This is a genomic window from Streptomyces sp. NPDC006458, from assembly GCF_040612135.1.
Lineage (GTDB): Bacteria > Actinomycetota > Actinomycetes > Streptomycetales > Streptomycetaceae > Streptomyces.
This window is the reverse complement of the sequence record NZ_JBEXPR010000004.1, coordinates 316,112-336,319: the sequence shown is the minus strand read 5'-3', so window position 1 is coordinate 336,319 and position 20,208 is coordinate 316,112. Positions and strand designations below refer to the sequence as shown.

The window sequence follows — 20,208 nt, the reverse complement described above, 5'->3', positions numbered from 1 at the left end:
TGGTCAGGTCCGGGCCGCTCTCCGGCGTACACCGGAGATCAGCGCGTCGAGTTCGTTCAGTCGCAGGGGGCGGGCGAGCAGGGCGAAGGTGACCACGACGACAGCCGCCCCCGCGGTTGCGGCGGCCAGGGCGCCCGCCCGAGCGGCAGCCAGGGCCGCCACGTGGCCCAGCACGGTTGCGGGTACGGCGGCGAGGAGCAGCCGGGCGTGCGCGCCGGCGGCGGCCGACCGCAGCGGACGGGCGACGGCGAGGCGGCGGCCGAGCACCCGCGCCGTCACCGCCCAGCCCACGCACAGGGCCAGCGAGTACGCCGCCGCCATCCCCGTCACGGCCCAGCGGGCGGGCAGCAGATGGGCGGCCGCCACGGACAGTCCCGCGTTGAGGGCGACGATCACCAGGTTGAGCAGGAACGGAGTGCGGGTGTCGGAGAGCGCGTAGAAGGTCCGGGACAGGACGTACTGGCCCGACATGGCGACGAGTCCGGGCGCGAAGGCCATCAGGATCCCGGCCATGGCCGCCGTGTCGCCGTCGCTGGTCCTGCCGTACCCGAAGACCAGGGCCATCACCGGCTGCGCGAGGGCGAACAGCAGGCAGGCGGCGGGCACGACCGCGGACGCGCAGGTGCGCAGGGCGTGGGAGACGTCGCGCCGCAGGGCCTCGGTGTCCCCGTCGGCGGCGGCCGCGCTCATCCGGGGCATCAGCGCGGTCACCAGGGAGACCGTGATGATGCCGTGCGGTACGGCCCACAGGGCATAGGCGTTGTTGTACGCGCTGTATCCGGGCCCGCCGTCCAGGCCCGCGGTGGTGGCCAGCCGGGTGGTGACCCAGTAGGCGGCCTGGTTGGCCAGGACCATCAGCACCAGCCAGCAGGCCGACCGCAGCGGGCGGGTCAGTCCGCTGCCGCGCCAGTCGAACCGGGGCCGCCAGCGGAACCGGGCCGCGCGCAGCGCGGGGACCAGGGCGAGAGCCTGCACGGCGATTCCGGCGGTGGTGCCCCACCCGAGCACGGCGGTCTCGCCGGCGGTGAGTGTGCCCCCGCCGCCCACGGACAGGGCCAGATACAGCCCGAACACCGTCATGACGACAAGGTTGTTCAGGACCGGCGCCCACATCATCGCGCCGAACCGGCCGCGCGCGTTGAGGACTTGGCCGAGCAGGGTGAACAGCCCGAGGAAGAAGATCTGCGGCAGGCAGTAACGGGCGAACGCGGTGGTCATGGCCGCCTGTTCGCCGGTGTAGTCGGTGTACCCGTCGACGATGAGGGGCGCCGCCCACACCGCCGCCGCGGTGATCGCCAGCAGGGCGACGACGCACACCGTGACGAGCCGGTCGGTGTACGCGACACCCCCGTCGGCGTGCTCCTTGGCCGCCTTGACCAGCTCGGGCACGAAGACGGCGTTGAGCGCGCCGCCCAGGAGCAGCATGTAGACGATGGTGGGCAGCGAGTTGCCGACCGCGTATCCGTCGGCGGTCGGTCCGATGGTGCCCAGCGCCGCCGCCACGACGGCGGACCGCACGAAACCGGTGGCGCGCGAGACGATGGATCCGGCGGCCATCACGGCACTGCTGCGTGCCGCGGAGGCCGGCTTCACCGCGGCGTGCTTCGCCCGGGGACGGACGACGGTGCCCGCGGGGACCGTAGCGGAGGGAGCGCTCTGCGTGCCGGTGCCCGTGGTCGGCTTCATCGGCTTCACCGGCGGTTCAGGTACGCCCGAAAGGCGCGGTAAAGCGCCTGGTTGGCGGTGCCGCCCAACGGTCTCTCCCATTCGCCCAGCGTCTCGACGACCTGTCCGCCGGTTCCGAGCTTCCACCGCAGCAGTCCGTACGCACGTTCGTCGGGGTCGAGAGTGGAGGGTACCCCGCGCATGTCGTAGACGTCGGCGCCGAGGGCGTGGGCGTCCAGCAGCATGCGCCACTGCAGGGCGTTGGAGGGCCGTACCTCACGGCGGTGGTCGGCCGAGGCGCCGGTCTGGTACCAGACCCGGCCGCCCACCGTGATCATCGTGTGCGCGGCCAGGATCTCGCCGTGGTGACGGGCGAGGTACAGCTTCATCCGGCCCGGCTCCTCGGTGTTGAGCGCCGCGTACTGACGCTCGTAGTAGGCGAGGGAGCGACCGAGCCGGAAGCCGTCGCGCTGCTCGGTGATACGCAACAGCCGGTAGAACTCGGGGAGTTCGGCGGCGCTGCCCACCACCACCTCCACGCCCTCCTTCCGGGCGCGGCGGATGTTGCGGCGCCACTCCTGGTTGAGCCCGGACCACAGGTCCTCGGTGGTGCGTCCGGCGAGCGGCACCTGGAAGACGTGCCGGGGCTGCGCGTCCCCGTCGTCCCCGGTGCCGTCACCGCCGCAGCGGCGCCAGCCCCGCGCCCGCAGCCGCTCGGCCACCGCGGTGCCGAGCGGGTCGACCTCGCTGGCCAGGACATCGGCCGGCCGACGCCCCGGCCCGGTGCGCGACTTGAGCAGCGCGGCGTCCCAGCGGCGGTACGCGGGGGAGGGGCCCATACGGACGGCGAAGGCGCCCGTGCGGCGCAGCTGGTCCAGCAACGGGGTGAGCCAGCCGTCGACGTCGGGATCGCTCCAGTCGGCGACCGGGCCCTCGGGGAGGTAGGCGAAGTACTTGCGGGTGCCCGGGAACTGCCGCAGCAGCACCAGCGCCACGCCCGTCAGCCGTCCCGCCGCCGGATCCGGTCCCCAGCCGAGCAGTTGGGCACGCCACCCCTCCTTGACCTCGGCCCAGGACGGGCACTGGAGAAAGCCGGGCCCCAGCGACGCGCCGGCGGGGGATGCGAGGAAGGCACGGTAGGCCTCGGCGGTGACGGGTCCCAGGACGAGGTCCGCGTTCCCCGCTCGGGGGACGCGGCCGGGTGGTACGAGCAGCGCTGACACGGTCTGAGCCCTCTCCTTCTCCCCGGCTCCGTCGCGGGGACGCAGAGGATGCTCACAGCGGCCCATGACCGCTCCGCGCGGCGAATGTGATGGGAGCATGACCGTTCCTCACCAATGGCCGTCACACTGCTCCGTAGCCGATGACCTGGTGTTTTCCGGGCCTACAGTCACGAACGTCCCTCGATTCAACGCGTTGTCGTTCGTCACGGAGGTCCCGTTGCACCGCAGATCTGTGTTCGCCCACGCCCCGGTACGCGCTGCCGTCGCGGCAGCCCTGCTGGCGCCGCTCGCCGCCTGCTCCTCGGGCGGCACTTCCACCGACTCGGACGCCAAGGGCGCCGGGAACGCCGAGAATCGCCCCGTCACGGTCACCGTCACCCCGCGGGGACGCGACGCCGCGCCGGGCGAGCCCGTGACGGTCAGAGCCGCGGGCGGCCGTCTCACGTCGGTGACCGTCACCGACGCCGAGGGCCACCGGCTCGCCGGGAAGGTCGCGGCCGACGGCGGATCGTGGGTCTCGGACCGCAAGGCCGCCCCGGGCACGGCCTACACGGTCGCGGCCGCGACCCGCACCGAGGGCGGCACCGCGGGCAGCGCGAAGGCCGCCTTCACCACGGCCCCGGCGGACAAGGTCAACAAGGTCGACTGGCGACCGGGCACCGGCACCACCGTCGGCGTGGCCCAGCCGGTCTCCCTGGTCTTCGACAACCCCGTCAAGAACCGGGCCGAGGTCGAGAAGCAGCTCAAGGTCACCACCTCCGACGGCACCGAGGGCTCCTGGGGCTGGATACGCGACTGGTCGGGCCGCGACCGGGTCGACTGGCGTCCGCGCACGTACTGGAAGTCCGGGACGAAGGTCACGCTGAACGCCGAACTGAACGGCACCGACTCGGGCTCCGACGGCGGCTGGTTCGTGCGCGACTACACCACCACCTTCACTGTCGGCGCGCGGCAGGTCGTCAAGGTCGACCTGGACAGCCACCGGCTCACGCTCGTCCGCGACGGGCGGACCGTGCGGAGCATCCCGGTCTCCGGCGGTACGCCCGGCGGCGACAAGCGCTCCTGGCGAGGAACGGCGGTGCTGATGGCGAAGGAGGGCACGGTCAACATGAACTCCGAGACGGTGGGCCTCGGCGACGCCTACGACAAGATGGTCGACTACTCGATGCGGCTGACCTGGTCGGGCATGTACGCGCACGCGGCCCCGTGGAACGCCCGCTGGTTCGGCAACGCCAACCGCAGTTCGGGCTGCATAGGCATGAGCGACGCCGACGCGGCCTGGTTCTACGAGCAGGTGCGGCCGGGCGACCCGTTCGAGATCACCGGCGCCGACACCAAGGGCGTGGTGGAGCCGGGCAACGGCTTCGGCGAGTGGAACCTGTCGTGGACCGACTGGCAGGGCAGGAGCGCGCTGCGGTGAGCGCCGGCCGCGTCGGCGAGCGGAGAGTCCCGGCCGTCGGCGCCGCGGATTCCGCCGCTCGCGCGGGAAGCGGAACTCCGTGCGGCGACGGCCCCTCGTGGCGGGGCGCAGCAAGGCACTGGGAAACGCGGCCGGGGAATAGCCGGGCCCGACCCTGTCTCCTCCAGCCACACCGGGGGAGACGCCGCCGCCTCCCGGAGCGCCGGGGGCGTCGGACACGGCGGGCGCGAGAGGTGGGCCCGCGGGGAGTGCCCGCGCACCACTCCCGGAGCGCCGGGGGCGTCGGACACGGCGGGCGCGAGAAGTGGGCCCGCGGGGAGTGCCCGCGCACCGCCCTCGACGGCGAGGAAGGACGGACAGCGCTCCGCGCGAGCCCCCTCCGGCCGTGCGGAGGACAATGGGATCAAGCCCTCCGGCGGGAAAGGCGGGAATCCGCATGGACTACGACACCGTCGTCCGTGACCTGTACGGGCTGCGGCCGGAGGACTTCACCACCGCCCGCGACGCCCACGCGGGGGACGCCCGGCGCGCCGGTGACCGGCCGCTGGCACAGAGGATCGGCCAACTGCGTCGCCCCAGCCTCTCGGCCTGGGCGAGCAATCTCCTCGTCCGCCAGGAGCCCGAGCAGGTGGAACGGCTGCTGAGGCTGGGGGAGGGGCTGCGCGAGGCCCATCGCACGCTCGACGGCGGGCGGCTGCGTGAGCTCAGCCGCCGCCAGTACACCCTGATCGGGGCGCTGGCCGGCCAGGCGCGCAGGCTGGCGGCCCAGGCAGGTCACCCGATCAGCGAGGACGCCCAGCGGGAGATCGAGAACACGCTGCGCGCGGTGCTCGCCGACCCCGAGGCCGCCGACCAGTGGGCCGCCGGCAGCCTGGTCAAGCCGCTCCTGCCCACCGGTCACCTGCCGACCCCGGCGCCCGGCGCCGCGCGCACCCCGGCCGCGTCCCCCGCACGCCCCGCGCAAGCGGCCTCGCGCAAGGACCCGACGGCCGGACGGGGCTCGAAAGCCGAAGCCGGCCCGAAGTCCGGTCCGAGCCACGCGGCTGATCAGGACCGGAAGGCCGACGCGGAGCGCCGCCGCGACCTGGCTCGCGCGCGCCGAGAGGCCGAGGCCGCCGCAGACGCCCTGCGAGGGCTCGAAGAGGAGGCGTCACGGGCCACCGACGAGGCACGCGAAGCCGGCCGACGCGCCGAGCTGCTCAGGCACCGCGGCCGTGAGCTGGAGGACGAGCTGCGGCGTGTCGAGGGGGAGCAACGGCAGGCAAGGACGGCCGAGCGGCGGGCGCGGGAGCAGGCGAAGGCCCTGGCGCCCCGGGTCCGCAAGGCCCGGGAGCGCGCAGACGCGGCGACCGGCGAGATCGCCCGCCTGGCCACGCCGAACCGCGGTCCCGCGTCCCGGCGCAGGGCAGGGCCGTAGATCAGCGCGTCTGGGAGTCCGATAGCGGCCCCGGGGCCGCCGCCCCCAGCCCGAGAGCCGCGGAGCCGCACGACCGTGTCCCGTCCGCCTGCGGCAGGGCCCGTTTCCCGCCGACGCCGCTGGTCGAGGTCGGTGAGTTCGCGGCCCTCGTTGTCCTTTTCGCTGGCGGGCGCGGTGTGGTGTGGGTGCCCGAGTGCGGCGTTTCCGTAAGACGTGTCCGTGCGTGTGCGGTCGGGTCCGTGAGTTCGCGGCCCTCGTTGTCCTTTTCGCTGCCGGACGCGGCGTGGCGCTGGTGCCCGAGTGCGTCCAGAGCCTGCGGGACGACGGGGTGGTCTGCTGGCCGCTCACCGAGCCGGAGAGCATCGACCTGATCACGGGTCGGCGGGCGCACGGCGGCACACCGGCCGCGCAGGAGGCGGCCTCGGCCGTCGGCGAGTGCGTACGGGGGCTGAAGCGGGACCGGCGGCCGACGGGGTGGCGCCCCACACCCCTCGTATCCTGGCCCGGTGCACCCACTCACCGTCGCTCTCGCCCACCGGCCGTGACCGCCGGACGACCCGAGCGCGCCCTCGGCGCCGGGGTGCCGTCGGGCACGACCCTGCGCGAGGTCCTGGCCCAGGACGAGGACGGCGTCCTACGGCTCCTCCTCGCCCCGGCCGGGCAGGACGACGTCGTCGTCAAGGGCGTGATCATCGGGGTGGAGGACGCGGCGGGGCCGTACGACGGGCACCTGGTGCTCGCCGTGGGGGCGCGGCCGGACGACGTGAGCGCCCCGGACGTCGTACGGGAGGCGGCGCGGCGGGGTGCCGTCGCGGTCGTGCTGCGCGACGGCGGCGAGGACGGCGTCCCCGGCCCCGTGCTCGACGCCGCGCGGCGGGCCGGCATCGCCCTGCTGTCGCGCGCCGAGTGGGCCGAGTGGGGCGACACACTGGAACTGGTGCGGTTCGCGCTCGCCCTCGGCGCGGTCGGCAGCCAGGACAGCCTGGCCCAGGGCGCCGCAGGCGGCGGCCTCGGCATGCTCGCTGCGGTGGTCGCCCGCTACTGCCGGGCGTCGATCACCGTGGAGGACACCCAGTTCCGCGTGCTCGCCCACTCCGCCACCAGCGCCGACGCCGACGGGCTGCGCCTGTCGACGATCCTGGGCGGCCGGGTCCCCGAGTGGCGGGTCGCCGAACTGCGCCGCAGCGGACTGCTGCGCACGCTGTGGACGTCCCGAGACGTCATCCACCGCCCCGCCGACGAGAACGACCCCGAGCGGCTGATCGTCGCCATCCGCAGCGGCGGCGAGGTGCTCGGCTCCATCTGGGCCGCGGCGGACGGCGACCGGTTGTCCCCGGACGCGGCACAGGCGCTGCGGCGGGCGGCGGAGGTCGCGGTTCCCTACCTGCTCCAGCACCGGCTGCGCGGGAGCACCAGCCGACGGCGTCAGGCCCACGCCCTGCGCGGTCTGCTGCTCGGCGAGGGCGACCACGACTCCCACATGTGGTCGCTGGAACTGTCCCCGGACATGCCCTGTGCCGTCGTAGTGGCCGAACGGGACCGTGCCTCGGGGCCCACCGCGGAACGCAGTCTGCAGGCCCTCGCGCTCCAGGCGGCCGCGTACCGCCCCACCGCGCGCGTCTGGCGCGAGAGCGACCGGCTGACCGTGCTGCTGCCGGTCCCGGACGCCGACGAACGTGACGCGCCGAACCTCGCGCGCGAACTCGCCTCCCTCGCCGCCGCCATGCCCGACGCCCCGGCCGTCTGGGTCGGTGCCGGGGCTCCGGCCACCGCGCCCTCCGGCGCCGCCGACTCCTACGACGAGGCCCTGCTGATCGTCCGGGCCCTGCGCGAACGAGAGGCCCGCGCCGCCGGTCCCGGCCACTCCGGTCCCATCCACCTCCGTCCCGGCCACTCCGGCCCCGGCCACTCCGGCCCCGGCCACTTTGGGGCCGCGCCGGCAGCAGCCGACCGGCACGAACCCCTCCGCCACGCAGGACCGGGAGACCTGACCTCCACCGTGGCCGTCCTGCGCGTGCTCGACGCGATCCGACCGCTCTGGGAGCGCCACGGCGGCCCCGTGCACGACATGATCGCCGCCGACCTCGCCGCCGGAGGCGATCTGGTGCGCTCGCTCACCGCGTACCTCGACGCGGCGGGCGACATGTCCCGCGCCGCCCGGCGTCTCGTCCTGCACCCCAACACCCTGCGCTACCGGCTGCGCCGGGTCCGCGAGCGCTTCGGCATCGACCTCGACGACCCCGACACACGGCTCGTCGTCACCCTCGCCGTGCGCCTGGCGGAGACCGGTCCACCCCATCGCGAGGGGCGGGAGCGGTTCTGAGTGGGCGGTGACTCGTCCGACGGGTTTCTGACGTCTTGTCACGGTATTCGGAGCGGCGGACAAACAATGCCCGATCCTTTGTCCGGACCCACGAAGACGGGCGCGGGCCCCGGAGAAGACCCTCGTGTCACTCGCTCGACCCTGACGAAGGGCCACCCGTGACTCCGCACTCCGCCGCCGCGCGCCTCAGCCCGCAGTCCGCCGCCCACACCGCCGACCGTGTCGGCCCCGTCCTGCGCCACGCCCTGGACCAGGGCCTGCTCGGCCCGGCCCAGCCCATCGCCGGTTTCCTCGACATCGACGGGATCGAGGCGTCGGTGGCCTCCCTGCACGCCGCCTTCGACACCGTCCCCGAAGTGCTGCACACCTTCGCCGCCAAGGCTGCCTCCCTCGTCCCGGTGCTGCGACTCCTCGCCGGCCTGGGCATGGGCTGCGAAGTGGCCAGCCCCGGCGAGTTGCGGCTGGCCCGCGAGGCCGGGATCTCGCCGTCCCGCATCGTCCTGGACTCACCCGCCAAGACCCACGAGGAGATCGCCGAGGCGCTCACCCTGGGTGTCGCCCTCAACGCCGACAGCCTCGACGAACTCACCCGCATCGACGCGCTGCGGCCCGCCGACTGCCGGTCCGTCATCGGACTGCGCGTCAACCCGCAGGTCGGCGGCGGCACCATCGGCGCGATGAGCACCGCTACCGCGACCTCCAAGTTCGGTGTGGCCCTGCGTGACCCGGGCGGCAGCGAACGCGTCGTCGACGCCTTCGTCCGGCGCCCCTGGCTGACCCGGCTGCACGCCCACGTCGGCTCCCAGGGCTGCCCGCTCGACCTCATCGCGGAGGGCATCGCGCGGACGTACCGCCTGGCGGAGGAGATCAACGCCGCGGTCGGGCGTCGGCAGATCACCAGCCTCGACATCGGCGGCGGACTGCCCGTCAACTTCGGCGACGACGAGGTGCGTCCCACCTTCGACGACTACACCCGCGCCCTGCGCGCCGCCGAGCCCGGCCTGTTCGCGGGACGCTACGCGCTGGTGACCGAGTTCGGCCGGTCGCTGCTGGCCAAGAACGGGTTCATCGCGGCCCGCGTCGAGTACGCCAAGCAGGCCGGGGGACGCCGGATCGCCGTCACCCACGCGGGAGCGCAGACCGCGACCCGTACCGTCCTGATGCCCGGCGCCTGGCCGCTGCGGGTCGGCGCCTTCGACGCGCGAGGGTGGCCCCGGACCGGCCCCGCCGAGGCCCAGGACGTCGCCGGACCCTGCTGCTTCGCGGGCGACATGGTGGCCGAGGGCCGCGAACTGCCCCTGCTGGCCGAGGGCGACTGGGTCGTCCTCCACGACACGGGCGCGTACTACTTCTCCACGCACTGGGCCTACAACAGCCTGCCCCGCCCCGCCGTGCACGGCTACAGCCTGCGCGGCGACGCCGTACGCCTGGCTCCCGTACGCGACGCCCAGACGCTCGACGAGATCGCCGCCGAGAGCGGTGCCCGGCACGTGGACCGGCTCCTCGCGCTCGCCCGCCCCACCCACTGAGCCAGGTGCCGCCGTCCCCCTCCGACGATGTGGCCCAAGGGGCGGTGCACACCTGGCTACTTGCCAGTAGGATTCGGCCCGCTGTCAGGGAGCAGGGCCGTACGGGACTCCAGGAGGATGCGTGGCCGACGACGCGCTGGCGGATTTCACCAGGGAACGATTCACGCACGAGGACCGCTCGCACATGGTGCTGCGCTCCGGGGACGGCCCGGCCGTGATCGTCATGGCCGAGATCCCGGGCATCACCCCGAAGGTGGCCCGGTTCGCCCGCGAGGTCCGCGACGTGGGGTGCACGGTGGTCCTGCCGGACCTGTTCGGCGTCGCCGGACGGGACCCCGATCCCGCGGCGCACGGCTGGGCGGGCACGGCGGCTACGGGACTGCGCGCCGTCGGCAAGGTATGCGTCAGCCGGGAGTTCACCTTGCTCGCAGCGGGCCGCACCTCTCCCGTCGTCACCTGGCTGCGCGCCCTCGCGGTGCAGGAGCACAAGCGCTGCGGCGGGCCGGGCGTCGGCGCCGTCGGCATGTGCTTCACCGGCGGCTACGCCCTCGCCATGGCCACCGACGAACGCCTGCTCGCGCCGGTGCTCTGCCAGCCGTCCCTGCCGCTCGCCGTGACGGCCCGCAACCGCCGCTCCCTCGACATCTCGGACGCCGACCTGCGCACGGTACGGCAGCGCTGCGAGGCGGGTGACCTGACCGTGCTCGGTCTGCGCTTCCGGGGCGACCGGCTGGCCCCCGGCGAGCGGTTCGCCATGCTGCGGGAGATGCTGGGCGAGGCGTTCGTCGGGATCGAACTCGACGACAGCACCGCGAACCCCGACGGGCTGATGCCCCCGCACTCCGTGCTGACCGAGCATCTCGTCGACGAGCCCGGCCAGCCCACCCGCAAAGCCCTCGACCACGTGCTGGACCACCTCCGGACCCGACTGCTCGCATCCCGGTAGGCGAGGGGCACGCCCCCGCGAGGCTTGTCACCTCGCGAGGGCGTGGGCAAGCGGTGCAGGCCGGTGGAGTAGGGCGCGGTGAAGTCCCGCCGCACATCGGCCGGGGCGCCGCCGGCCAGGAGGCGGTCGGCCAGCTCTCCTTGTGCCCCCGGTGTGGCGGCTCCGGGTAGAACCTGGCCGAACGCGATCACACTGCACTATCGGGGAGTAACTCAGCGGTAGATCCGCAGAGTTGAACTCCGGACAGAGGAGTGCGCAACGGGGCGGGGAAACCGACCGGGCGAGCGAGCGCGTCGTCATGTGGGGACGGCCGACAGGCACCATGCCTGTGCGAGGCCGAGTCGAACCACATGAACGGGGACTGACGTGAGCGAGGTGCTGTACGGCGAGCGGTCATGGAATCCGCTGGCGCGGACCGTGGAGCTGACCGAGGACGGGCTGCGCAAGGGCGGGCGGACCACACCGCTGACCGAGCTGAACCTGGCGGCCCTGGCCGACGCCTACCAGCGTGGCCAGTGGCTCGGCGGAGGCGGGGCCGAACGGCCGCTGGAGCGGCTGCCGGACGGACCGGGAGCCGTCCCGGTGACCCGCGCCACGGGAACCTCCAGGCCGGTTAGGGTGCGCCAGGCCGCCGAATTCGCACGGGAGCTGGGGGAGTTGGCAGTGCGCCGGTGCGGCGGTCCTGAGCAGGTGGCCGCCCTGGCGGCCCGCGCCCGGACCGAGGGCGTGCCGCTGTGGATCGCTCGACGGTTCGCGCCTGGCCCCGCAGGGCCGGTGGCCGTCGCGGTGGACCGGCATCTGGTGCGGGTCGACGTATGGGGACCGCAGGCGCCCGTCGTACGGATCCGGGCGCCCTACGGCTTCCACGCGGCGGGCTCCGACCCGGCTCAGGGGCTGCGGGTCACCGTCGGCGAGGTCACGGCGGAGCTCACCCTGAGGAGGAAGCTGCGCAGGTCCAGGAGCAGCGTGGAGATACGACTGTCGGGACAGCGCTGGGTGCTGCGCAGGGAGAACGCGAAGAGCTCGTGGCTGCTGCGCGACGAACGTAGGGTCGCCCTGCTGGCCCGTCCGCCGCGCAGGCAGAGGGCCGAACCGGGCACGGTCCTGCTGCCGCTGGCCCCGGTCCGGTACGAGAGTTCCGATCCGATGGACGCCGTCATGGCGCAGGTGTTCGCGGTCGCCTTCGGGATCGGGGACACCACGGGCGCGGCACGCTTCCGTGTGGAGCGGCGCCGGTCGCAGCCGGGCGAGCCGATCGCGGTCGACGACTGGTGGGACCGGACCTGGTTCAGCAATCTCGGCAGCGGCAGCGATGACAACGAGTCCGGCGGTGGCGACGGCTGGGGCTCGGACGGCGGTGACGGCGGTGACTCCGGTGGAGGTGACGGCGGTGGAGGTGACGGCGGAGGCGATGACGACGGAGGCGGAGGTGGCGACTGAACGGCCCGTTCCCCGTGGGGAGCGGTCGATGACCATCGTGCCCCGCGGGATCCGGTCCCCAGTGACCTGCCCGGCAGGGAGACGGACATGACCGACGTCGGGGCCCGCAGCACCTGGCCGACCAATGCATGGTGAAGTGGGCGGATACGGAGCCGGACGCCACCGAACACCGCGCGGCCACCGCGCGGTTGTGGGCCGCGGACGGCAGGCGTGTCCTTCAGCCAGGTTCACGTTCCGGGCCTGCCCCGGACGCCGTACGGCTGGACGGCGTGGTGAAGTTCCGCTGGGAGACGGTGTCCACCGACACGGGCGATGTCGTCGGCGGGAGCCTGGAGCTGCTCGTGCTCGAGGACGACGGCCGGATCGGGAGCGACTACCGGTGCCCGGGGCCTGATCCATGGCCCTCGCGATCGCATCCCGCCCGGTCCGGTCCGGCCCGTCGTGGCGCGGTGGGCCGGACCGGCGGGCCGGGCCACGGACCTGCCCACCGCGCGGGTGCGCTCACTCGGTCGACCCGACGTCGACATCGGCGTAGGCGCGGGCCAGGTGATCGTCGAAGAACGGCGTTGCCCCGGCGACGGCCCGAAGCCGGCGCCGAGCCGTCGTGGCACGGTCGGATCGCGCAGGGAGAACACCAACCCGGATGCCCCCGAAGCCGGATGAGCCCTGTCATCGGGCGGAGCCGGTTCCCGCCGCCGAGTGGGAACGCCCTCGCAGAGCACCTCGTCACAAATTCTCTGAGCTGCGGTGATGTCCCACAAACCGGAGCCGGTGGCGGTCCACCGCCTGGCTCGCGGCCCGGAATCGCGGTTGCCGACCAGATCACTCCGTTACGGGCAGGCACTCGGCGAGCAGGTCGATGACGTCGTGCCAGGCGCGCTGCGCGTGCTGTGGGTGGTAGCCGACGCCGGGGACCACGGGGTGGTCGACCGGCGGGTGGTGGAAGGCGTGCAAGGCGCCGCCGTAGACCACGAGGCGCCAGTCGACGCCCGCGGCCTGCATCTCGGCGGTGAACGCGTCCCGTTGCGCGGGCGGCATGATCGGGTCTTCCGACCCGACCCCGGCCCACACCGGGCAGCGAATGCGCGCCGCCTCGCCCGGTCGGCCCGTGGTAGTTGCGTTGACAGTCCCGATCGCGCGCAGGTTGACGCCATCGCGCCCGAGTTCCAGCCCGACGGCGCCCCCGGTGCCGTAGCCGACGGCGGCGATCCGGTCGGGGTCGGTCCGCGGTTCGGCGCGCAACACGTCGAGCGCCGCATGGCCGATGCCCCGCATCCGGTCGGGGTCGGCGAGCAGCGGCATGCAACGGGCCAGCATCTCCTCGGGGTCACCCAAATAGCGCCCGCCGTGAAGGTCGAAGGCCAGCGCTACGTATCCCAGCTCGGCGAGCGCATCGGCCCGGCGGCGCTCGACGTCGCTGAGCCCCATGCCCTCTGGTCCGAGCAGCACCGCGGGCCGGCGGTCGACACCGGCCGGGAGCGCGAGGTGCCCAATCATCGTCAGACCGTCGGCCGGGTACTCGACCGTGCGCGTTGTAACCGTCGTCATGAGACTGGACCGTAGTGATCGTCGAGCCCGGTCGGGCCGGTGTTCACCGCTGGCAGAACAACGCGGGTGTCCCTCTGAAATGCGGCGATAGCTCACAAGATCCGTCACAAACCCCGTTCCCGCGAGGGCATCGACGCCCAGCAACGTGCCTAACTTCCCTTAACAATTAACAGGAGCCTGAACTGCACCAAGACTTGACAGCACTAGCCTCCGCGTTTCACTTTCAGTGGCGTCCGGATCTTGAGCGGAAGCACGAAAGTGCCTTCTGAGCTGGGATGATGAGACTTGTCTAGGGCTTCTGTCACCACAGCAGGAAGGCACTTTCTGCGTGCACACTACCGGGTCGCGTCCCAAGCTCGTCGTATCAGCCGACGGTCGCGGGGTGGTCAGTCATGCCGGGTCCCGTCTTCTGGCCGATCTCGCCGATGCCACTGGCCTGACCACGGCCTTCACCGACGCGCTGCGCCAACTGCGACCACGCGGCACCGGTCACGCCCCTGGCCGGATCGCAGCGGACTTGGCAGTGATGCTGGCCGACGGCGGGGAGACGATCGCTGACCTGACCCTGCTGAGGGACCAGGCCGAGGTGTTCGGTCCGGTCGCATCCAGTCCCACCGCATGGCGACTGCTGGCGGGCATCGATCCGGCCGCACTCGACGCTCTGCGCGCCGCCCGTGCCACCGCCCGCGAGATCGCCTGGCTGCAAGCCGACGAGAGCCGGGAGGCAATACCGGCCTCTCGCGCAGGCGGACGCGAACTGCCAGGCCTGGTCCTGGACATCGACGCCACCTTGGTGACCTGCCACTCCGGGAAGGAGAACGCGGCGCCGACCTACAAACACGGCTTCGGCTACCACCCGCTGCTGTGCTTCCCCGACAACACCGGCGAGGCCCTGGCCGGCCTGCTGCGGCCCGGCAACGCCGCGGCCAACACCGCCGAGAACCACATCACCGTGCTCGACGCCGCGCTCGCCCAGCTCCCTGACGTCCACCGCCACGGCACCGACATCCTCATCCGCGCGGACAGCGCCGGATCCGCCAAAGTGTTCCCGGCCCACATCCGCAGCCTCCGCTCGCGCGGGATCCACACATCCTTCTCCGTCGGATGGTCCATCACCGAACCGGTCCGCCGAGCGATACGCCAGCTGCCCGACCGGGTCTGGCACCATGCCTTCGAACAGGACGGCACCCTACGACCAGGCGCCCAAGTCGCCGAGCTCACCGGCCTGGTCGACCTGCCGGGCCTACCCGAGGACACTCGGATCATCGTCCGCCGCGAGCGCCCGCATCCCGGCGCCCAGCTGTCCCTGTTCGATCTCGACGAAGGCATGCGCCACCAGGTCTTCCTCACCGACACCCCCTACAGCGAAGGTTCCTTGCAGCACTTGGAAGTCCGCCACCGCGCCCACGCCCGCGTCGAGGACCGCATCCGCTGCGGCAAGACACCCAGCGCATTCGCCCGCCTAGCGGCACTGCCACGGCCAGCCACCTGAACCTCGGCCCCGTCCCTGCACACCCACGACCGAGGAACCCTGGAGAACCCGACCCGCGCGTCGGGCCTCGACCATGCCCGCCCGGCAGCCAACAACCAGAACCCCCACTACACGGCCATCACACCAGCTCAGCCACCCGAAGCGAAACGGGGAGGCTAGATAAAGACAGTGCCGCGAACCTGCTACGACTTCCACCTGGACAGCAACTCCAGCTCACTGCTGATCAATCCATTCCCCCTGGACCGCTCCAGGAGGAGGGGCCGGGCGAACGCTCATCACAACCCGATGAGCGAGTTCAGGAACGAACGTGAGGGCCGCTACCGGCCTACCGTCCCAGAACGCGTGCCGCGCAGGATCCCGGACGACAAGTACACCGAGGTATTTGCCTACGACGCTGCCGGCCGCCGGCGCCACCCATGGCATCCGGACTCACCGATGCGTCGGGCCGACCGCTCACCTTCGCACCCCACGACTTCCGAAGAATCTTCATCACGGACGCCATCATGAACGGCCTGCCTCCTCATATCGCGCAAGTCATCGCTGGTCACGGCAACATCAACACCACGATGGGCTATGCGGCTATCTATCCGACGGACGCTATCGAGGCTCACCAGGCATTCATTGCTCGCCGTCGAGCGGTTCGGCCTGCCGAGGAGTACCGAGCTGTCACGGCGGAGGAGTGGGAGGAGTTCCTCGGCCACTTCGAGCGCCGCAAGCTCGCTCTCGGCGACTGCGGACGCGCCTACGGCACCGACTGCGTCCATGAGCACGCATGCTTCTCTGAACTAAAGGAAGAGGCTGACCTCAATCTTCTTTGTGCTTCGGTGGCTCTTCAGCATCTGTCATTACCAAATCTCTCTGCATCGCCCCCAATGGCGAATCACCTACTGAACCGCCGAGGGCCAGTGTCAGCGCCGTACTGAGTTCCAAGGCCTTTTCGAGATGGGCCCTCTCCTGGGCTAGTCGTTCAAACGCGACATCCCTCTCTCGCAGCTTCGCCTCCCGCTCGTCTTTCTTCTGTTTTTGCGGGTTCCACGTCTTAATGAAGTCACGGCTTTCCGTAGGAACCGGTTCGCCGCGCTGCCAGGCTCCGATGCAGTCGACCGAGTGCGTGATGAGAGAACGAGCAGTCCACTTGGCCATGTAAGGCGTGTCACTGTCCAAGTCCCTCCAGGCTTCCAAAACTTCCAATGTCTGGAGTAGCCGCGTGCGCAATTGATCGTCGCGAATGGCTTGTGCCGCTACCGTCGCAGGTCCTAGATGATCATCAAGGGAATCGTGCCAGGCACGCACTGCAGCCCATTGCTCTGCAGACGCCTCAGAACCTTCGGCGGGAACCTCAGGCATATTGCGCAAGTGTCCCTTGATCCGCAGAAACTCTTCCGCGAGTGCGGCGACTGCAGCATCCTGTTTCGCCTGCAGGCGCCCCCGCTCAGCGTGACTCGCCTGCCAGCGCTGTCCGAAGTAGCCAGCGACACCGGAGACGAGAGCACCCAGCAGCACAGGAATGATCGATGCCCATTCCATACCTCCAGTGTGCACTACCACTACCTACTTGGCCTGGCAGCCAACATCGGACTTGGTGAAGTTGAGGCTTATACAACATCAGGAAATTGGGGCATTCCAAGGTGGACCGCAGTGGCCTGACGCTGGAGTATTGCATCGAGTTGGGTGAGTTTCTGTTCGGCTCCGGCGAGGCTGACCCGGAGTCCTTCGACCTCGCCGAGCCAGCCTTCGCGGCGCCGTCGGCCGACGCAGCACCTCATCCGCCTTTCAGGGCGTGGCGAGCATCGGCGGCAGCCGCGGGATGCTCTCCTGCCAGCCGACGGCGAGCACGGGTGCCACGTCGTACACGGTGTGGGGCCCGACGTCGGCCTCCTCGCCCGACCTCGACCAGATCGGCGGCTCGGGAGTGCTCGGCGCGGCCTGGGCCAGCGGCAGCGTGATGCGGATCGGCGGCACGTACGAGGTGGCCTGAAACCACTACGCCGATTCCGGTCCCAGGCGGGTGTGTGAGGTACTGTGCCGAGCAGTTATCGCTCGCACGTTCGAATACGGAGCGACACGGGAGGGTGGGGGTCGTGACGGCGGAAGACGGGACGTTGTGGGGCGAGGCCGAGGCCATGGCGGCGGGCCAGGAACTTCAGCACGCCCTGGCCGTGCGCTTCAAGGGCCGGCCCCTGCCGCCCGACCTGGTGATCACCACCAGGTCGGAGATCGAGAAGCGGGAGTTCACCGCGTACGCACACGGCTGGCAGGACCGCGGCGAACACGACGAACGTCGCAGGGCGGAAGCCGGGGCGGGGTTCACGCACACAGGCGCGGCCCCAGCCCCACCAGCCCGCCGCGGCGAACGCCCTCCCTTTCCCCCACCCGTCCGGCACGCCCTCGGCCCGCCCGCACCCGGAGGACGAACGGCCTTGACGGGCCGGCCTCAGGGACCGGGGGTGCCGGGTCGGCTACGAGGCCGCCCCATCTCGCGCCGATGCAGCGCCAGCGGGAGAGGGCCTATTAGCACACCGCAGAAGAAAGTTGCTGTAAGTGCACCTTTCGAGCCTCCGCGTCCGATGTCTCGACAGGAAACGTCCCCAGCACAGTCGCCCTGCGTGCGATGTTTGATCCGTCCCGCTTTCGAACGGATAACGCCAGGAGCCGGGAGCATCACTCGGGCTGGGCTCCGGCCGCCCTCCAACACTCAGCTACCGCAAGCAGGGCAAATCGCCTTTCCGGGCACGTAATCTGCTTTTCTCGGGAGAAATACCCTCAGGCTCATTAGCCGGAGAGAACCGCACCGGCATAAGCAGCCGCGGCTCCTGGATCGGCGTAACAGGGAGCCGCTAACGTTCGCCATTAGGCTCGAGCCATGGACTTCATCCACACGTTGGGCGCCTGGGTCACTTTCGCAGTCGCTGTCGGCGTTGCCGCAGCCTGTGCACGTAAAGCCTGGCAAACGGCATGCCTCGCCATGTGCGGCAAGAAGGCATCTGGCACCGTCGTCAGGATCCGAAGAGACACCGACGGTGATGGGGATCTGATCACGATTCCCGTGGTGACGTTCGCCCTGCCGGACGGCACCTGGGTGGAAGCCGAGGCTTCCATGGCACAGTGGAGAGCGGGGCGGCTTTGGGAGGGCGCGCCAATAAAGCTGCTCTACAACCCCTCCAAACCCACCCAAATCTTCATCAAGGGTCATGACTCGACGCTCGCAGTCTTCGTACTGGGCGGCGCCGCGGTGCTTCTTCTGAACGTTGCCCTGCGCATGCTCTCAATACTTCTCACTTGAAAAGAACAGCCAAGGGGAAAAATGGCTCGCAACCTTTCCCGGATCGACAAGGAACCTTTCCCGGGCGGAAAATGACATCTCCTCTTTGAAGGTGGACACTCAATCCATCCAGGCCAAAATAGGGGGATTCAGTAAAAATTCAAAACTATTGACACAAGATGCAGCGACATCGCCGCTGACATCGAGAAAATGAACCAGAAGGTCAAAGAGGTCCGATGACTGCTGCTGGGCGCGAACCGGGCGCGGATCCTGACCGCCCTCGCCGCCACCCGCACCACCGGCGACGTGGCGGCACGGCTCACCCTGCCGCCCTCGTCGGTCAGCGGCCACCTGACCGTCCTCAGGAATGCCGGCCTCGTCACGAGCGAGCGCGCGGGGCTGCACGTGATCCACAGACTGACGCCGCGGGGGCGGCATCTGCTGGACGGATGAGGCGGCACGCGCAGTGCAGTGGCGTCGACCGGCGCGGCCGCACTCAGAGAGCGCGCAGGCCCCGGTCGGTGAAGGCGATCAGCCACTCGAAGCTCTCGTCGATGTCGACGCTCCACTGAAAGGCGTTGGCCGCCTCCAGCGTGGCGAACCCGTGGCAGAGGCTGCGGAGCATACGCAGGGCGTGGTTCACGTCGGCCGCTTCGATCTCATAGCCGCGCAGGGCAGCCATGAACGCGTGCAGGAGTTTCTCGCTCGCTACGGCCAGCGGATCGTCCGGGCCGGACGGCTCCACGCCGATCGTCGCGGCGTACCGGCCCGGGTGCGCGACGACGAAGGCCCGGAAGGCGCGCGTCGCGGCCGCCAGGGCGTCCCGGCCCGCGTACCCCTGGACGGCACGACCGACGGCGTCGGCGACCTCGTCCAACGCCAGCGCCGCGATGCGCCGACTGAGGTCTTCCTGCCCGGCCACGTGCTTGTACAGGGACGGGGTCCGCACACCCAGCCGCCCGGCCAGCAGCCCCATGGTCAGGTTGCCGAGCCCCACCTCGTCGGCGAGAGCGGCACCGGCCGCGACCACGGCCGCGGGGTCCAGGCCGGCCCTAGGCACGGGCGGCGTCCGGGCGGAGGAAGGCGAGCAGGAGCGAGACGACCTCGTCGGGGAACTGGTCGTGCGGGTAGTGCCCGGCGCCCTCGATCATGTCGAGGCGGCCGAGGCCGGACGGCAGGGCGTCGACGATCGCCGTTCCCTCCGCGTGCGGGTCGGCCCAGTCGGGGTCCTGCGTGCCCATCACCACCAGCACCGGGCAGCGGACGTCGCCGAGCCGCGCGCCGGCGTCGGTCGGGGCGCTGCGGCCCATTGCCTGCAGGGCCTTCATCCGGGCCGGCTCGCGCAGCCGGGAGTCGATGAGGTCGAGCCGCTCGGCCCAGTGGGCCGGCTTCGCGCCGGGGTAGGCCAGGTCCAGGTACGAGCGCCAGAGCGGCACGCTGCCGAACACGCCCGCGCCGAGCAGCCGCAGCATGCCCTGCCGGAACCGCTTCACACGCAGGTCGCCGAGGCGGATCGACTGCTTGCGGGTGAACGGGGTCAGCTCGACGACCGCGGTGACCAGCGAGGGCTCCTGCGCGGCGGCGATGGTGGCCGCGCCGCCGGAGACCGAGTGTCCGACGAGGACGGCAGGCCCGCCGAGGTGACGGATCACGGCGAGCAGGTCGCCCGCGATGGCGGTGCGGCTCCAGGACGGCCAGTCGGTGCTGGACTCGCCGCAGCCGCGAAGATCCACCGCGGCGACCCGGTGGCCCGCCGCCACCAGTGCCGGGATCATGTGGCGGTACGCCTCACGGCTGTCGCCCATGCCGTGCGCGAGAACGACCAGCGGGCCGGACCCGGTCACCTCGTAGGCGATCGTGCCGTTGTCGACGTCAAGGTACTCGGTCATCGCATCCCCCAAATGGCTAACTCTGTTAGCTAAAAGCTAATGGCATTAGCCGCC

17 protein-coding genes are annotated in these 20,208 nt (G+C 71.4%); 11 read left to right on the top strand and 6 right to left on the bottom strand.

The features are described 5' to 3' along the window. Positions 1-3 precede the first annotated feature (3 nt). Both murJ and ABZZ79_RS08075 read right to left on the bottom strand, forming a co-directional pair. On the bottom strand, positions 4-1,686 hold the full coding sequence (gene murJ, locus ABZZ79_RS08080) for a murein biosynthesis integral membrane protein MurJ (RefSeq protein ID WP_356687655.1): 1,683 nt from the start codon (positions 1,684-1,686) through the stop codon (positions 4-6). Positions 1,687-1,691: 5 nt separating this feature from the next. Then, on the bottom strand, positions 1,692-2,888 hold the full coding sequence (locus ABZZ79_RS08075) for a peptidoglycan bridge formation glycyltransferase FemA/FemB family protein (protein WP_356687653.1): 1,197 nt from the start codon (positions 2,886-2,888) through the stop codon (positions 1,692-1,694). 217 nt (positions 2,889-3,105) lie between these two features. Here ABZZ79_RS08075 and ABZZ79_RS08070 point away from each other — a divergent pair, with 217 nt between their 5' ends. The 6 genes from ABZZ79_RS08070 (at position 3,106) to ABZZ79_RS08045 (ending at position 11,963) form a co-directional block, all read left to right on the top strand. Next, positions 3,106-4,308, top strand: coding sequence for an Ig-like domain-containing protein (locus ABZZ79_RS08070; RefSeq protein ID WP_356687651.1), 1,203 nt, complete (start codon positions 3,106-3,108; stop codon positions 4,306-4,308). A 436-nt stretch (positions 4,309-4,744) separates the two neighbouring features. Continuing rightward, positions 4,745-5,725, top strand: coding sequence for a hypothetical protein (locus ABZZ79_RS08065; RefSeq protein WP_356687649.1), 981 nt, complete (start codon positions 4,745-4,747; stop codon positions 5,723-5,725). Between the two features lie 283 nt (positions 5,726-6,008). Then, positions 6,009-8,048 (top strand): helix-turn-helix domain-containing protein, encoded by a 2,040-nt coding sequence (locus ABZZ79_RS08060; protein WP_356687647.1) that lies wholly within the window; start codon positions 6,009-6,011, stop codon positions 8,046-8,048. Positions 8,049-8,206: 158 nt separating this feature from the next. Continuing rightward, positions 8,207-9,577, top strand: coding sequence for a diaminopimelate decarboxylase (locus tag ABZZ79_RS08055; RefSeq protein ID WP_356687645.1), 1,371 nt, complete (start codon positions 8,207-8,209; stop codon positions 9,575-9,577). 121 nt (positions 9,578-9,698) lie between these two features. Beyond that, complete coding sequence (locus tag ABZZ79_RS08050; protein WP_356687643.1) at positions 9,699-10,523, top strand: dienelactone hydrolase family protein; 825 nt, start codon at positions 9,699-9,701, stop codon at positions 10,521-10,523. 366 nt (positions 10,524-10,889) lie between these two features. Then, a complete protein-coding gene (locus ABZZ79_RS08045) occupies positions 10,890-11,963 on the top strand; it encodes a hypothetical protein (protein WP_356687641.1) in 1,074 nt (357 codons plus the stop codon). 822 nt (positions 11,964-12,785) lie between these two features. Here ABZZ79_RS08045 and ABZZ79_RS08040 read toward each other — a convergent pair. Further along, positions 12,786-13,511, bottom strand: coding sequence for a dienelactone hydrolase family protein (locus ABZZ79_RS08040; RefSeq protein WP_356687639.1), 726 nt, complete (start codon positions 13,509-13,511; stop codon positions 12,786-12,788). Between the two features lie 298 nt (positions 13,512-13,809). Between ABZZ79_RS08040 and ABZZ79_RS08035 the strand changes: the two genes are divergently transcribed. Beyond that, positions 13,810-15,003, top strand: coding sequence for an IS1380 family transposase (locus ABZZ79_RS08035; protein ID WP_356687716.1), 1,194 nt, complete (start codon positions 13,810-13,812; stop codon positions 15,001-15,003). A gap of 416 nt (positions 15,004-15,419) precedes the next feature. Next, positions 15,420-15,926 carry a site-specific integrase gene (locus ABZZ79_RS08030; protein ID WP_356687637.1) on the top strand — a complete coding sequence of 169 codons (507 nt, stop codon included), beginning with the start codon at positions 15,420-15,422 and terminating at the stop codon, positions 15,924-15,926. Here ABZZ79_RS08030 and ABZZ79_RS08025 read toward each other — a convergent pair. Continuing rightward, positions 15,808-16,530, bottom strand: a complete 723-nt coding sequence (locus ABZZ79_RS08025) for a hypothetical protein (protein ID WP_356687635.1) — start codon at positions 16,528-16,530, stop codon at positions 15,808-15,810. The two genes, ABZZ79_RS08030 and ABZZ79_RS08025, sit on opposite strands and share 119 nt — an antisense overlap. A gap of 253 nt (positions 16,531-16,783) precedes the next feature. Between ABZZ79_RS08025 and ABZZ79_RS08020 the strand changes: the two genes are divergently transcribed. From ABZZ79_RS08020 to ABZZ79_RS08010, 3 genes are all read left to right on the top strand, one after another. Further along, a complete protein-coding gene (locus tag ABZZ79_RS08020) occupies positions 16,784-16,981 on the top strand; it encodes a hypothetical protein (protein WP_356687633.1) in 198 nt (65 codons plus the stop codon). A gap of 885 nt (positions 16,982-17,866) precedes the next feature. Further along, positions 17,867-18,286 carry a DUF3592 domain-containing protein gene (locus tag ABZZ79_RS08015; RefSeq protein ID WP_356687631.1) on the top strand — a complete coding sequence of 140 codons (420 nt, stop codon included), beginning with the start codon at positions 17,867-17,869 and terminating at the stop codon, positions 18,284-18,286. 285 nt (positions 18,287-18,571) lie between these two features. Beyond that, positions 18,572-18,718, top strand: a complete 147-nt coding sequence (locus ABZZ79_RS08010) for a helix-turn-helix domain-containing protein (protein WP_356687629.1) — start codon at positions 18,572-18,574, stop codon at positions 18,716-18,718. A gap of 43 nt (positions 18,719-18,761) precedes the next feature. Here the strand turns inward: ABZZ79_RS08010 and ABZZ79_RS08005 are convergent, their stop codons facing one another. After that, positions 18,762-19,295, bottom strand: a complete 534-nt coding sequence (locus tag ABZZ79_RS08005; RefSeq protein ID WP_356687714.1) for a TetR/AcrR family transcriptional regulator — start codon at positions 19,293-19,295, stop codon at positions 18,762-18,764. Between the two features lie 22 nt (positions 19,296-19,317). Further along, complete coding sequence (locus tag ABZZ79_RS08000) at positions 19,318-20,154, bottom strand: alpha/beta hydrolase (RefSeq protein ID WP_356687627.1); 837 nt, start codon at positions 20,152-20,154, stop codon at positions 19,318-19,320. Positions 20,155-20,208: the final 54 nt, after the last annotated feature.

What these genes read in the sequence shown, in the direction of transcription:
- ABZZ79_RS08000 (WP_356687627.1), bottom strand. Translation starts at nt 20,154, where the DNA reads ATGACCGAGTACCTTGACGTCGACAACGGCACGATCGCCTACGAGGTG.
- ABZZ79_RS08065 (WP_356687649.1), top strand. Translation starts at nt 4,745, where the DNA reads ATGGACTACGACACCGTCGTCCGTGACCTGTACGGGCTGCGGCCGGAG.
- ABZZ79_RS08025 (WP_356687635.1), bottom strand. Translation starts at nt 16,530, where the DNA reads ATGGAATGGGCATCGATCATTCCTGTGCTGCTGGGTGCTCTCGTCTCC.
- ABZZ79_RS08015 (WP_356687631.1), top strand. Translation starts at nt 17,867, where the DNA reads ATGGACTTCATCCACACGTTGGGCGCCTGGGTCACTTTCGCAGTCGCT.
- murJ (WP_356687655.1), bottom strand. Translation starts at nt 1,686, where the DNA reads ATGAAGCCGACCACGGGCACCGGCACGCAGAGCGCTCCCTCCGCTACG.
- ABZZ79_RS08040 (WP_356687639.1), bottom strand. Translation starts at nt 13,511, where the DNA reads ATGACGACGGTTACAACGCGCACGGTCGAGTACCCGGCCGACGGTCTG.
- ABZZ79_RS08030 (WP_356687637.1), top strand. Translation starts at nt 15,420, where the DNA reads ATGGCATCCGGACTCACCGATGCGTCGGGCCGACCGCTCACCTTCGCA.